The sequence below is a fragment of the Flavobacterium sp. genome, from assembly GCF_031363805.1.
Taxonomy (GTDB): domain Bacteria; phylum Bacteroidota; class Bacteroidia; order Flavobacteriales; family Flavobacteriaceae; genus Flavobacterium.
The window spans coordinates 34,693-47,529 of the sequence record NZ_JANLVD010000019.1; the positions used below are offsets into that span (position 1 = coordinate 34,693).

Sequence of the window (12,837 nt, forward strand, 5' to 3'; positions counted from 1 at the left end):
GATATGGCAAAAGAATCAATGAAAGCCCGTGAGGTTAAAAGAGAAAAAACTGTTGCTAAATATGCTGAGAAAAGAAAAGCTTTGTTAGAAGCTAAAGATTACTTATCTTTGCAAAAATTACCAAAAAACGCTTCTCCTGTTCGTTTGCACAATCGTTGTAAATTAACTGGAAGACCTAGAGGGTATATGCGTCAATTTGGACTTTCACGTGTTACATTTCGTGAAATGGCCAACAATGGATTGATACCTGGAGTTAAGAAGGCATCTTGGTAGAGACGTATTATATTACGTCGGTACTATATAAGCATTTATAAATTGGTTAAAGGTTTAGTTAATGAGTATTAACTAAAAACCATAGCCGCAAATTAATACATAATGTATACAGATCCAATTGCAGATTATCTTACGAGAGTTAGAAATGCAACGAAAGCAAACCACAAAGTGGTTGAGATTCCTGCTTCTAACATGAAAAAAGAAATCACAAAGATTTTATTCGATCAAGGATATATCTTAAGTTACAAATTTGAAGACAACGCCGTTCAGGGTTCAATCAAAATCGCTCTAAAGTATGATAAAGAAACTAAAGAGTCAGTAATTAAAGATATCCAAAGAATTAGTAAACCAGGTTTACGTAAGTATTCAGGTTCTTCATCAATCCCAAGAATCCTTAACGGATTAGGAATTGCAATTGTTTCAACTTCCAAAGGTCTTATGACTGGGAAACAAGCAAAGCAATTGAATGTTGGTGGTGAAGTAATTTGTTACGTATACTAATTTAAAAGACCAATAAAATGTCAAGAATAGGTAAAAATCCAATTGCAATTCCTGCTGGCGTAACTATAGAAGTTAATAATTCTATAGTAACCGTAAAAGGAAAATTAGGGCAACTGACACAAAACTACACCAACAATGTAACCGTTAAGGTTGAAGAAGGTCAGGTTATTGTTGAAAGAGCTGCTGATAGCAAACAAGAAAGAGCTCAACATGGTTTGTTTAGAGCTTTAATCAATAACATGATTGCTGGTGTATCTAATGGTTTTACAAAAGAGTTAGAACTTGTTGGAGTAGGATATAGAGCATCAAATCAAGGTCAAAAACTTGATTTAGCTTTAGGTTTTTCTCACAATATCGTTTTAGAAATTGCATCTGAAGTTACTTTAGAAACAATATCTGAAAAAGGTAAAAACCCAATTGTAAAATTAACGTCATTCGATAAACAACTTTTAGGTCAAGTTGCCGCTAAAATTAGAGGCTTCCGTAAACCAGAACCTTACAAAGGAAAAGGTGTTAAATTCGTAGGTGAAGTATTAAGAAGAAAAGCAGGTAAATCAGCTTAAAATTTAAGATTATGTCATTAACAAAATCTGATAGAAGACAGAGAATACAGTACAGAATTAGAAAGACTGTTAGCGGAACCGCAGCAAGACCTCGTTTATCTGTATTCAGAAGTAACAAAGAAATATATGCTCAATTAATTGACGATGTAAACGGTGTAACACTGGCTACAGCATCATCAAGAGAAAAAGGTGTAAATGCAGGTACTAAAATTGAAGTTGCCACTGCAGTTGGGAAACTAATTGGAGAAATTTCTTTAAAAGCAGGTATTGATACTGTTACTTTCGATAGAGGTGGTTATTTATACCACGGTCGTGTCAAATCATTAGCAGAAGGTGCGAGAGCAGCCGGATTAAAATTCTAAGAAATTATGTATCATAAATACAAAAACGTAGAGTTAGTAAAACCAAGTGGTCTTGAATTAAAAGATCGTTTGGTAAGTGTAAATCGTGTTACGAAAGTTACAAAAGGTGGTAGAGCATTTGGTTTTTCTGCTATTGTAGTTGTAGGTAACGAAGATGGAGTAGTTGGTCACGGACTAGGAAAATCTAAAGATGTTTCTGAAGCAATTGCGAAAGCAGTAGAAGATGCTAAGAAAAATTTAGTAAAAATTCCTTTAAGTGGACAATCTGTTCCTCACGAACAAAAGGGTAAATTTGGTGGAGCAAGAGTATTTTTAATGCCAGCTTCCCATGGTACTGGAGTAATTGCAGGTGGAGCCGTTCGTTCGGTTTTAGAATCTGTAGGTATTCACGATGTATTATCAAAATCTCAAGGATCTTCTAATCCACACAATGTGGTAAAAGCAACTTTCGATGCATTATTGCAAATGAGAAGTGCTTACACAGTGTCTAGACAAAGAGGAATTTCATTAGAGAAAGTATTTAAAGGTTAATTCAAGGAAATTATGGCTAAATTATTAGTAAAACAAGTTAGAAGCAAAATCAACTGTCCTCTTACTCAAAAAAGAGGTTTGGAAGCTTTGGGTCTACGTAAAATGGGTCAAGTTGTAGAGCATGATTCAAATCCAACTATCCTTGGGATGATAAACAAAGTTAAACACTTAGTTTCTGTAGTAGAAGCTAAATAACCAAACACTGTTATGAATTTAAGTAATTTACAACCAGCTGAAGGTTCAACACATAATCAAAATAAAAGATTAGGTAGAGGAGAAGGTTCTGGAAAAGGTGGTACTTCCGCAAGAGGTCACAAAGGAGCAAAATCTCGTTCTGGTTATTCTAAAAAGATTGGTTTTGAAGGTGGGCAAATGCCACTTCAAAGACGTGTGCCTAAGTTTGGTTTCACAAATATCAATAGAGTTGAATATCAAGGTGTAAATCTTGATAATTTACAACTACTAGTTGATAATGGTATTGTAACTGACACTGTTGATATGACAGTATTTATTACAACCCGTTTGGCTACTAAAACCGAAGTTGTTAAAATTTTGGGTAGAGGTGAGCTTAAAGCAAAATTAAAAGTGAGTGCACATAAATTTACTGCTACTGCAAAAGCTGCTATCGAAGCTGCTGGAGGAGAAGCTATAGAATTATAATTTACCAAACGATGAAAAAATTTATTGAATCGTTTGTAAACGTTTGGAAAATTGAGGAACTAAAAAACAGAATCCTAATCACATTAGGATTTCTGTTGGTTTATCGTTTTGGTGCACAAATTCCATTACCTGGAATTGATGGGTCTAAATTGGCTAATCTTTCAAATCAAACTGAAAAAGGTATTGGTTGGTTAATCGATGTTTTTACAGGTGGATCTTTTTCGAAAGCATCAATTTTTGCTTTAGGAATTATGCCTTACATTTCTGCTTCTATTGTTGTTCAGTTAATGGGAATTGCTATTCCTTATCTTCAGAAATTACAAAAAGAAGGTGAAAGTGGTAGAAAAAAGATGAATCAGATTACGAGATGGTTAACCATTGGTATTACCTTACTTCAAGGACCAGGTTATATTTATAACTTATACAGAACATTGCCTGCAGATGCCTTTTTATTAGGATTTAATTCATTTGAATTCTTATTCTCTTCAGTAATTATTTTAACTACAGGAACAGTTTTTGCTATGTGGTTGGGAGAAAAAATTACAGATAAAGGTATTGGAAATGGTATATCACTATTAATTTTGGTTGGAATTGTCGCTAGAATGCCACAAGCATTTATACAAGAATTTGGTTCTGTTATGAAAGGTGGAAATGGTGGATTAATGTTAATTACACTTGAAATTATTGTTTGGCTATTAATTATTGTAGCTTGTATTTTAATGGTAATGGCAGTTAGAAAAATACCGGTACAATACGCACGTCGTTCAGTTTCTGGTGATTTAGAGCAAGATTTGATGGGTGGAAACAGACAATTTATTCCTTTGAAATTAAATGCATCTGGTGTAATGCCAATCATTTTTGCACAAGCTATTATGTTTATACCTGCTGCTGTTGCTGGATTATCAAAATCTGAAGTAGCACAGTCAATAAGCACAAGATTTCAAAATATATTTGGTTGGGAGTATAATTTATTATTTGCATTATTAATCGTAATTTTTACGTATTTTTACACCGCAATTACGGTTCCTACTAATAAAATGGCAGATGATTTAAAAAGAAGCGGTGGCTTTATTCCAGGTGTAAAACCAGGAGTTGAAACAGCTGATTTTTTAGATCATGTAATGTCTTTAATTACTTTTCCAGGTTCATTATTTCTAGCACTTCTTGCTGTGTTCCCAGCTATTGTTGTCAGTGTAATGGGTGTTCAATCACAATGGGCATTATTTTTTGGAGGCACATCTTTATTAATTTTGGTTGGAGTTGCAATCGATACGGTTCAACAAATCAATTCATACTTGTTAAACAAACATTATGATGGTTTAATGAAAACTGGAAAAAATAGAAAAGCAGTAGCTTAATATGGCAAAACAATCAGCAATAGAACAAGACGGATCAATCATTGAAGCATTGTCAAATGCAATGTTCCGTGTTGAATTAGAAAATGGGCACATCGTGATTGCTCACATTTCAGGAAAAATGCGAATGCATTACATCAAATTATTACCTGGTGATAAAGTGAAACTTGAAATGAGTCCTTACGATTTGTCAAAAGCAAGAATTACTTATAGATATTAATAAAATGAAAGTAAGAGCATCAGTTAAGAAGAGAAGTGCCGAGTGCATTATCGTTCGTAGAAAAGGAAGATTATACGTAATCAACAAAAAGAATCCTAGATTTAAACAAAGACAAGGATAATTATGGCAAGAATAGCAGGGGTAGATATCCCAAAAAACAAGAGAGGTGTCATTGCATTAACCTATATCTTCGGAATTGGTAAAAGCAGAGCTATTGAGGTTTTAGAAAAAGCTCAAGTTAGTCAAGACAAAAAAGTACAAGATTGGAATGATGACGAAATCGGTGGTATCCGTGAAGCAGTATCTTTTTTCAAAATTGAAGGAGAACTGCGTTCAGAAGTTTCATTAAACATTAAACGTTTAATGGATATTGGATGTTATAGAGGAATTCGTCACAGATCTGGACTTCCATTAAGAGGTCAAAGAACTAAAAACAATTCTAGAACTAGAAAAGGTAAAAGAAAAACTGTTGCGAACAAGAAAAAAGCAACTAAATAATAAGTAGTATGGCTAAGGCAAGTACAAAAAAACGTAAAGTTATAGTAGAGTCAACAGGCGAAGCTCATATTAGTGCCACTTTTAACAACATCATCATTTCTTTGACAAACAAGAAAGGTGAAGTAGTTTCTTGGTCGTCAGCTGGTAAAATGGGCTTTAGAGGTTCTAAAAAGAATACTCCATATGCAGCTCAAATGGCCGCTGAAGATTGCTCAAAAGTAGCAATGGAAGCTGGTATGAAAAAAGTGAAAGTATATGTTAAGGGACCAGGAAACGGACGTGAGTCTGCCATCCGTTCTTTGCACAATGCTGGAATTGAAGTAACAGAAATTATCGATGTTACTCCTCTTCCTCACAATGGATGTCGTCCTCCAAAAAGACGTAGAGTATAATTTTATAACAATAAGTATAACTAGGTAGAACATAGGTTATCGAAGGATTTAGACCTGAATTCATAATCTCTACCTTAATAATTTTTTAGAAATGGCAAGATATACTGGTCCAAGTACTAGAATAGCTCGTAAATTTGGCGAAGCTATTTTCGGAGATGATAAATCATTCGAAAAAAGAAATTATCCACCCGGACAACACGGGATGGCTAAAAAAAGAGGAAAAAAATCTGAATTTGCTATCCAATTAATGGAGAAACAAAAAGCTAAATATTCTTATGGAATTTTAGAAAAGCAATTCAGAGGTTTATTTAAAAAAGCTGCAGCTTCAAAAGGTGTAACTGGTGAGATTCTTTTACAATTGTGTGAAGCTCGTTTAGACAACGTAGTTTTCAGAATGGGTATTGCTCCAACTAGAAGAGCTGCAAGACAAATTGTTTCTCACAGACACGTGACTGTAAATGGTGAACTTGTAAATGTACCTTCATACCATTTAAAACCTGGTGACAAAGTGGCTGTTCGTGAAAAATCTAAATCATTAGAAGCTATCGATCGTTCTTTATCAAATTCAAGTCATGTTTATGAGTGGATTACTTGGAATACTGCACAAATGGAAGGAACTTTTGTTTCTGTTCCTGCTAGATTGCAAATTCCAGAAAACATTAAAGAGCAACTAATCGTCGAATTGTACAACAAATAATAATTGACATCAGTCTAATAATCTATGGCATTATTTAATTTTCAGAAGCCCGATAAAGTTATCATGATCGATTCAACCGATTTTGAAGGTAAGTTTGAATTCAGACCTTTAGAACCTGGTTACGGATTGACAGTTGGTAACGCACTTAGAAGAGTTTTACTTTCTGCATTAGAAGGTTACGCAATCACATCTATCCGTATAGAAGGTGTTGATCACGAATTCTCAACTATTTCTGGAGTTGTTGAAGATGTTACAGAAATTATCCTTAATCTTAAACAAGTACGTTTCAAACGTCAAATTGAAGATATCGATAATGAATCTGTTACACTTGCAATCTCAGGAAAAAATCAAATTACTGCTGGCGATTTCCAAAAATATATTTCTGGATTTCAAGTATTAAATCCAGAATTGGTAATTTGTAACTTGGACAGTAAAGTGAACCTTAACATGGAAATGACTATCGAAAAAGGTAGAGGATATGTTCCAGCTGAGGAAAACAAAAAACAAAATGCTGCAATTGGTACCATTTTTACCGATTCAATCTTTACTCCGGTAAAGAATGTGAAGTATGCTATTGAAAACTTCCGTGTTGAGCAAAAAACAGATTATGAGAAATTAGTTTTTGAAATAAAAACTGATGGTTCTATTAATCCAAAAGATGCCCTTACAGAAGCTGCAAAAGTACTTATCCACCATTTCATGTTGTTTTCTGACGAAAGAATTACACTTGAAGCTGATGAAATAGCCCAAACAGAATCCTACGACGAAGAGTCATTGCACATGAGACAATTGCTTAAAACTAAGCTTGTTGATATGGATCTTTCTGTAAGAGCATTAAATTGCCTTAAAGCAGCTGAAGTGGATACATTAGGAGACTTAGTGTCATTCAACAAAAATGACTTAATGAAATTCCGTAATTTTGGTAAAAAATCGTTAACAGAACTTGACGAATTGGTTGCCGTAAAAAATCTTACTTTCGGAATGGATTTAGCCAAATACAAATTAGATAAAGAATAAATTACTTCATATTTTGCGCTCTGGAAACGGATTGAAGCAAGATGAAGGTTAAAAAAAATAGTCATGAGACACGGAAAAAAATTCAACCACTTAAGCAGACAGACTGGACATAGAAAAGCTATGTTAGCCAATATGGCTTGTTCTCTTATAGAGCACAAACGTATTAACACAACTGTTGCTAAAGCAAAAGCGCTAAAACAATTCGTTGAGCCGCTTATCACAAAATCAAAAGACGATACAACACACAACCGTCGTATTTGTTTCGCTTACTTACGTAGCAAATATGCAGTAACTGACTTGTTCAGAGACGTAGCAGCAAAAGTAGGTGATCGTCCAGGAGGATACACACGTATCATCAAACTAGGAAATCGTTTAGGAGATAATGCTGATATGGCAATGATCGAATTAGTAGATTTCAACGAACTATACAACGGTGGTAAGAAAGAAGAAGTAAAAACTAAAAGCCGTCGTGGTGGAAAAGCTAAAAAAGCAGATTCAGCTCCAGTGGCAGATGTTGCTCCTGAAGCTCCAGCAGCTGACACTTCAGAACCAACTACAGATAATGCAGAATAATGAATTTCAATATTCTATAAATCAAAAGGGTAAACTAGCAATAGTTTATCCTTTTTTTTTAGGAGCGAATCGCTTGGGCTTTATCCGCAAACCATATTCCTGCTGTCGTTGCAATCTTTTTTTTACAACTGACAGGTTTTTAAAACCTGTCAGGTGTAATAAAAAGGATTTCCACTTACATCAGGGCTAATAAATAAATTTTAGGATTACTTGTAATCTTTTAAAAACTTTGACAAAAACTTTGTGTTCTTTCCAGTAAAAAATTAAATTTGCATAACACACAACTACAATGAACTACACAACAAAACAAAAAGCCATACTGCTTTTATCAGACGGCACCATTTTCCACGGAAAATCAATAGGAATTTCTGGAACAACTTTTGGAGAAGTATGTTTCAACACAGGAATGACAGGCTATCAAGAAATATTTACCGACCCTTCCTATTTCGGACAAATCATGGTTGCTACCAATCCACACATCGGGAATTATGGCGTAAACAAAAATGAAATCGAATCCGATACTATAAAAATTGCAGGATTAGTTTGTAAAAATTTCTCCAATTTTCATTCACGACCACATTCTGAAAGTAACTTATTCGATTATTTCGAGAAACAAAACCTAGTTTGCATTTCCGATGTCGATACGCGAGCGTTGGTGAGTTACATTCGTGACAATGGAGCCATGAACGCTGTTATTTGTACAGACAAAACTTCATTAGAAGATTTGAAAATGGCGCTAGCAAAAGTTCCAGACATGAAAGGATTAGAACTAGCCTCAAAAGTATCAACAAAAGAACCGTATTTTTACGGAGATGAAAATGCAAAATATAAAATCTCAGCTTTAGATTTAGGAATCAAAACCAATATTCTTCGCAATTTGGCCAAAAGAGATTGCTACATTAAAGTTTTTCCATTCGATTCAAGTTTCCATGACCTATCAGAATTTAATCCGGATGGTTATTTTCTTTCCAACGGTCCAGGCGATCCGGATCCTTTATTTTCTGCCATAGAAGTAGCAAAAAACATCATCGAAAATAATAAACCACTTTTCGGAATTTGTCTAGGTCATCAAGTGATAGCATTAGCCAACGGAATTTCAACCTACAAAATGTTCAATGGACACCGAGGTATCAATCATCCAGTGATGAATATCTTGAAAGGAAAAGGGGAAATCACTTCTCAAAACCATGGTTTTGCTGTGAATCGAGAAGAACTTGAAAAGAATCAAAATATGAAAATCACCCATTTTCATCTTAATGACAACACCGTTGCAGGAATGCGAATGAAATCTAAAAACTGTTTCTCAGTGCAATACCATCCAGAAGCAAGTCCAGGCCCTCATGATTCGAGCTATTTATTTGATGAGTTTATCGAAAATATAAAACTTTCAAGTAGCTAAAACGTTATCGTTAACAAGATTCATATTTTATTAAAAATCATGCTGAAACTTTGAATATATTTGTAATTCAAAATTTATAATTCAACATTTAAAATAAATATAATGAGCATAATTATCAAAATTCACGCCCGCCAAATCTTTGATTCAAGAGGAAATCCAACTATCGAAGTCGATGTAGTTACAGATAACGGAGTTCTTGGTCGTGCTGCTGTTCCTTCAGGAGCATCAACAGGAGAACATGAAGCTATGGAATTGCGAGACGGCGGAAAAGCTTACCTTGGAAAAGGAGTTTTAAAAGCGGTAGAAAATGTAAATACAAAAATTGCCGAAGAATTGCTTGGAATTTCTATTTTTGAGCAAAATCTAATCGATCAATCCATGATCGATTTAGATGGAACGCCCAATAAATCAAATCTAGGAGCAAATGCTATTTTGGGAGTTTCTTTAGCAGTAGCAAAAGCAGCAGCAAATGAATTAGGTCTTCCATTATATCGATATATTGGTGGTGTTTCTGCCAACACTTTGCCAGTTCCTATGATGAATATCATCAACGGTGGTTCACATTCTGATGCGCCAATTGCGTTTCAAGAATTTATGATTATGCCTGTAAAAGCAACTTCTTTTACACATGCCATGCAAATTGGTACAGAAATTTTTCACAACTTAAAGAAAGTTTTACACGACCGCGGATTATCAACTGCTGTTGGCGATGAAGGCGGATTTGCACCAAATCTAGCTGGTGGAACCGAAGATGCATTGGATACTATAAAATTAGCTGTTGAAAATGCAGGATATAAATTTGGTGATGAAGTAATGGTTGCTTTAGATTGCGCTGCATCTGAGTTTTATGTAAATGGAAAATACGATTACACTAAATTTGAAGGCGCTGGTGGAAAAATAAGAACTTCAGAAGAACAAGCAGATTATTTAGCAGAATTGGCATCAAAATATCCAATTATTTCTATCGAAGATGGTATGTATGAAGACGATTGGAAAGGCTGGAAATACCTAACAGAAAAAATCGGACATAAAACCCAACTTGTTGGTGACGATTTATTTGTAACCAATGTAGAACGTTTGGGTCGTGGAATTCAAGAAGGAATTGCGAATTCGATTTTGGTAAAAGTAAACCAAATTGGTACATTGACCGAAACTATAGCAGCAGTAAATATGGCGCATAGAGCTGGCTACACCTCAGTAATGTCCCACCGTTCAGGCGAAACAGAAGACAATACAATTGCCGATTTGGCAGTTGCTTTAAATTGCGGTCAAATAAAAACAGGTTCGGCTTCTCGTTCAGATCGTATGGCAAAATACAATCAACTATTAAGAATAGAGGAAGAATTGGGCGATATTGCTTATTTTCCAGGATTGAATGCTTTTAAAATAAAATAACAATAAAATAATTTGGAGCAATTCCCGCCTTTCGCTTCATCCCGATAGCTATCGGGACATTCAAAAAGCTGTTTTTCTACTCAACAACAGGAGCTTCCTTTGGTCGCTCTGTTTTTGCTAGAAAAACTGGCTTTTTTCATTTTGTAGCTTTTCGCTTCACTCGGGGCTAAAAATTGAAATAAAAATAAACCAAAATATATAATTCGGGATAATTTTTCAGTTCTCAAAATAATTTATAATTTATAATTCATAATTCATATTTTTTTTTTAAGTTTGCACCCTTAACGAGAGGAGGTGTCTATATTATGTTAATTATACCAATTAAAGACGGAGAAAATATCGATAGAGCATTAAAGCGCTATAAAAGAAAATTTGACAAAACTGGAGTTGTTCGTCAACTAAGAGCACGTCAAGCTTTCATTAAGCCATCTGTAACCCACAGAGCTAAAATTCAAAAAGCTGCTTACGTTCAAAACATGAGAGAGAATTTAGAAAGTTAAATTTTAATTTTCTGTAAATATAAATCGTTAGTTATTTAAGTTTCGTACTTTTATGCTAACGATTTCTTGTTTTTGCGAGGAGTTGCGAGAAACCAAGCAAAGCAATCTAATCCTTAATGAATCAACAAAAATTCCAAGATTATTTACTTCTCGAAAAAAACTATTCTAAGCTTACAGCATTAGCTTATGGTAAAGATTTGGATTTTTTCAAAAATTTCATAGAAGAACATTTTGCTAATGCCACACTTGAAGAGGTTTCTTATACTTTAATAAGAAGTTGGATAGTTTCTATGATCGATTCAAACATATCAAACACATCTGTAAACCGAAAAGTAGCTTCATTAAAAGCGTTTTACAAATTTCTATTAAAAACAAAACAAATAGAAGTAAATCCACTTAGTAAACACAAAGCATTAAAATCTCCCAAAAAAATTCAAATTCCCTTCTCTGAAGATGAAATAAATAAGGTTCTAAATCAATTACATTATAAAGAAGGATTCGAAGGACTTCGAGATAAACTCATAATAGACTTATTTTACACAACAGGAATTAGAAGATCTGAACTTATTGCACTCCAAATTTTCAATGTAGATGTCTCAAATGGAACAATAAAAGTCATCGGAAAAAGAAATAAAGAAAGAATTATTCCAATATTGCCCATAATTCAAATTCAAATAAAATCCTATTTGTTTGAAAGAAAAGCGCTTCCAGTACTTTTGCAGCAAGATTTCTTTTTTTTATTGCAAAACGGAAATAAACTAAACGAAACATTTGTCTATCGATTAATTAATGACTACTTTAGTAATGTTTCCGAGAAAGTAAAAAAGAGTCCACATATGCTTAGACATACATTTGCAACTCACATGCTCAATCACGGTGCAGATTTAAATTCCATTAAAGAGTTATTAGGTCATTCAAGTCTTGCGTCAACTCAAGTTTATACTCATTCAAGTTTAGCTGAACTTAAAAATGTATATAAAAATTCGCATCCTAGAAACCAAAGATAATTCTTAAAACCATGTTTAACCAAAATTTCAAATTATGAAGGTAAATGTTCACGCAGTCAACTTTAATGTAGACAAAAAACTGGTAGATTTTGTAGAAGAGAAAATGAAAAAATTAGAAAAATATTATGATAAAGTAGTTTCATCAGATGTTTTTTTAAAAGTCGAAAAAACAAGCGATAAGGAAAACAAAATTGTGGAAGCAAAAATAATAGTACCTGGAGATGAGTTTATTGTAAAAAAACAATGCAAAACATTTGAAGAAGGCATAGAATTGTCCGCAGAATCATTAGAAAGATTATTGTTAAAAAGGAAAGAAAAACTCAGAACTCATATTTAAATAATTTTTTATTAAAAAAGTTTTGATTAATAAATAAATTACATACATTTGCAGTCCGTTAGAAATAGCGGGCTTTTTTTATTGAATTGCCAGCGTAGCTCAGTTGGCTAGAGCAGCTGATTTGTAATCAGCAGGTCGTGGGTTCGAGTCCCTCCGCCGGCTCAAAAAATTGGAGATTTCTGAATTTAGATTTTAGATTTCGATACGTTCATTAATAAAATGGTGTTTTAGTTTTTGAATTTTATTTTAGAGAAATCTAAATCCTAAATTCAAAAATCTAAAATAAAATGGGGAGATACTCAAGCGGCCAACGAGGGCAGACTGTAAATCTGCTGTGTGAACTTCGCAGGTTCGAATCCTGCTCTCCCCACAAGAATGATATTAGGTTTTAGAGTTTAGATTTTAAATCTAAATTCTTAAATCAGAAATCTAAAATCAAATCTCTGCCGACTTAGCTCAGGGGTAGAGTGCTTCCTTGGTAAGGAAGAGGTCACGGGTTCAATTCCCGTAGTTGGCTCAAAATTGTAAAATTTGAACACTAATATATAATTAAGATT

20 protein-coding genes and 3 tRNA genes are annotated in these 12,837 nt (G+C 33.9%); all 23 read left to right on the top strand.

Translation table 11 applies throughout. The annotated features are described in order from the left end of the window. The first annotated feature begins 3 nt into the window (after nucleotides 1-3). The 23 genes from rpsN to RMN92_RS01420 all read left to right on the top strand — a co-directional run bounded on the left by rpsN (nucleotide 4) and on the right by RMN92_RS01420 (nucleotide 12,797). Complete coding sequence (rpsN, locus tag RMN92_RS01310; RefSeq protein ID WP_309607656.1) at nucleotides 4-273, top strand: 30S ribosomal protein S14; 270 nt, start codon at nucleotides 4-6, stop codon at nucleotides 271-273. Nucleotides 274-375: 102 nt separating this feature from the next. Continuing rightward, nucleotides 376-774, top strand: a complete 399-nt coding sequence (rpsH, locus tag RMN92_RS01315) for a 30S ribosomal protein S8 (RefSeq protein WP_309607658.1) — start codon at nucleotides 376-378, stop codon at nucleotides 772-774. Nucleotides 775-791: 17 nt separating this feature from the next. Beyond that, entirely contained in the window at nucleotides 792-1,337 is a 546-nt protein-coding gene (gene rplF, locus RMN92_RS01320) for a 50S ribosomal protein L6 (protein WP_309607660.1), read from the top strand. An 11-nt stretch (nucleotides 1,338-1,348) separates the two neighbouring features. Then, complete coding sequence (rplR, locus tag RMN92_RS01325; RefSeq protein ID WP_309607661.1) at nucleotides 1,349-1,699, top strand: 50S ribosomal protein L18; 351 nt, start codon at nucleotides 1,349-1,351, stop codon at nucleotides 1,697-1,699. A gap of 6 nt (nucleotides 1,700-1,705) precedes the next feature. Then, nucleotides 1,706-2,230: a 30S ribosomal protein S5 gene (gene rpsE, locus RMN92_RS01330; protein WP_309607662.1), complete on the top strand. Its 525-nt coding sequence runs from the start codon at nucleotides 1,706-1,708 to the stop codon at nucleotides 2,228-2,230. A 12-nt stretch (nucleotides 2,231-2,242) separates the two neighbouring features. Then, nucleotides 2,243-2,425: a 50S ribosomal protein L30 gene (gene rpmD / locus RMN92_RS01335; RefSeq protein WP_309607663.1), complete on the top strand. Its 183-nt coding sequence runs from the start codon at nucleotides 2,243-2,245 to the stop codon at nucleotides 2,423-2,425. Nucleotides 2,426-2,437: 12 nt separating this feature from the next. After that, complete coding sequence (gene rplO / locus RMN92_RS01340; protein ID WP_309607664.1) at nucleotides 2,438-2,890, top strand: 50S ribosomal protein L15; 453 nt, start codon at nucleotides 2,438-2,440, stop codon at nucleotides 2,888-2,890. 11 nt (nucleotides 2,891-2,901) lie between these two features. Further along, nucleotides 2,902-4,248, top strand: a complete 1,347-nt coding sequence (secY, locus tag RMN92_RS01345; protein WP_309607665.1) for a preprotein translocase subunit SecY — start codon at nucleotides 2,902-2,904, stop codon at nucleotides 4,246-4,248. Between the two features lies 1 nt (nucleotide 4,249). Next, on the top strand, nucleotides 4,250-4,465 hold the full coding sequence (gene infA / locus RMN92_RS01350; RefSeq protein WP_007136545.1) for a translation initiation factor IF-1: 216 nt from the start codon (nucleotides 4,250-4,252) through the stop codon (nucleotides 4,463-4,465). Between the two features lie 4 nt (nucleotides 4,466-4,469). Beyond that, on the top strand, nucleotides 4,470-4,586 hold the full coding sequence (gene ykgO / locus RMN92_RS01355; RefSeq protein WP_002987490.1) for a type B 50S ribosomal protein L36: 117 nt from the start codon (nucleotides 4,470-4,472) through the stop codon (nucleotides 4,584-4,586). Nucleotides 4,587-4,588: 2 nt separating this feature from the next. Beyond that, the gene (gene rpsM / locus RMN92_RS01360) at nucleotides 4,589-4,963 is read left to right on the top strand and encodes a 30S ribosomal protein S13 (protein WP_309607669.1); all 375 of its coding nucleotides are present in this window, start codon (nucleotides 4,589-4,591) and stop codon (nucleotides 4,961-4,963) included. Between the two features lie 8 nt (nucleotides 4,964-4,971). After that, nucleotides 4,972-5,355 carry a 30S ribosomal protein S11 gene (rpsK, locus tag RMN92_RS01365; protein WP_091476829.1) on the top strand — a complete coding sequence of 128 codons (384 nt, stop codon included), beginning with the start codon at nucleotides 4,972-4,974 and terminating at the stop codon, nucleotides 5,353-5,355. Nucleotides 5,356-5,446: 91 nt separating this feature from the next. Further along, on the top strand, nucleotides 5,447-6,052 hold the full coding sequence (rpsD, locus tag RMN92_RS01370) for a 30S ribosomal protein S4 (protein ID WP_309607670.1): 606 nt from the start codon (nucleotides 5,447-5,449) through the stop codon (nucleotides 6,050-6,052). A 24-nt stretch (nucleotides 6,053-6,076) separates the two neighbouring features. Next, nucleotides 6,077-7,069, top strand: coding sequence for a DNA-directed RNA polymerase subunit alpha (locus tag RMN92_RS01375; RefSeq protein WP_309607671.1), 993 nt, complete (start codon nucleotides 6,077-6,079; stop codon nucleotides 7,067-7,069). 63 nt (nucleotides 7,070-7,132) lie between these two features. Beyond that, the gene (gene rplQ, locus RMN92_RS01380) at nucleotides 7,133-7,642 is read left to right on the top strand and encodes a 50S ribosomal protein L17 (protein ID WP_309607672.1); all 510 of its coding nucleotides are present in this window, start codon (nucleotides 7,133-7,135) and stop codon (nucleotides 7,640-7,642) included. 289 nt (nucleotides 7,643-7,931) lie between these two features. After that, complete coding sequence (gene carA / locus RMN92_RS01385; protein WP_309607673.1) at nucleotides 7,932-9,041, top strand: glutamine-hydrolyzing carbamoyl-phosphate synthase small subunit; 1,110 nt, start codon at nucleotides 7,932-7,934, stop codon at nucleotides 9,039-9,041. 102 nt (nucleotides 9,042-9,143) lie between these two features. Continuing rightward, complete coding sequence (eno, locus tag RMN92_RS01390) at nucleotides 9,144-10,436, top strand: phosphopyruvate hydratase (RefSeq protein ID WP_309607674.1); 1,293 nt, start codon at nucleotides 9,144-9,146, stop codon at nucleotides 10,434-10,436. Between the two features lie 305 nt (nucleotides 10,437-10,741). Continuing rightward, nucleotides 10,742-10,936 carry a 30S ribosomal protein S21 gene (rpsU, locus tag RMN92_RS01395; protein ID WP_309607675.1) on the top strand — a complete coding sequence of 65 codons (195 nt, stop codon included), beginning with the start codon at nucleotides 10,742-10,744 and terminating at the stop codon, nucleotides 10,934-10,936. A 116-nt stretch (nucleotides 10,937-11,052) separates the two neighbouring features. Beyond that, nucleotides 11,053-11,943 carry a tyrosine-type recombinase/integrase gene (locus RMN92_RS01400; RefSeq protein WP_309607676.1) on the top strand — a complete coding sequence of 297 codons (891 nt, stop codon included), beginning with the start codon at nucleotides 11,053-11,055 and terminating at the stop codon, nucleotides 11,941-11,943. Between the two features lie 34 nt (nucleotides 11,944-11,977). Next, nucleotides 11,978-12,280, top strand: coding sequence for a ribosome hibernation-promoting factor, HPF/YfiA family (gene hpf / locus RMN92_RS01405; protein WP_309607677.1), 303 nt, complete (start codon nucleotides 11,978-11,980; stop codon nucleotides 12,278-12,280). An 88-nt stretch (nucleotides 12,281-12,368) separates the two neighbouring features. Then, nucleotides 12,369-12,442, top strand: a tRNA-Thr gene (locus tag RMN92_RS01410). 127 nt (nucleotides 12,443-12,569) lie between these two features. Further along, nucleotides 12,570-12,650: transfer RNA gene (locus tag RMN92_RS01415), tRNA-Tyr, on the top strand. A gap of 75 nt (nucleotides 12,651-12,725) precedes the next feature. After that, a tRNA-Thr gene (locus RMN92_RS01420) sits at nucleotides 12,726-12,797 on the top strand. Nucleotides 12,798-12,837: the final 40 nt, after the last annotated feature.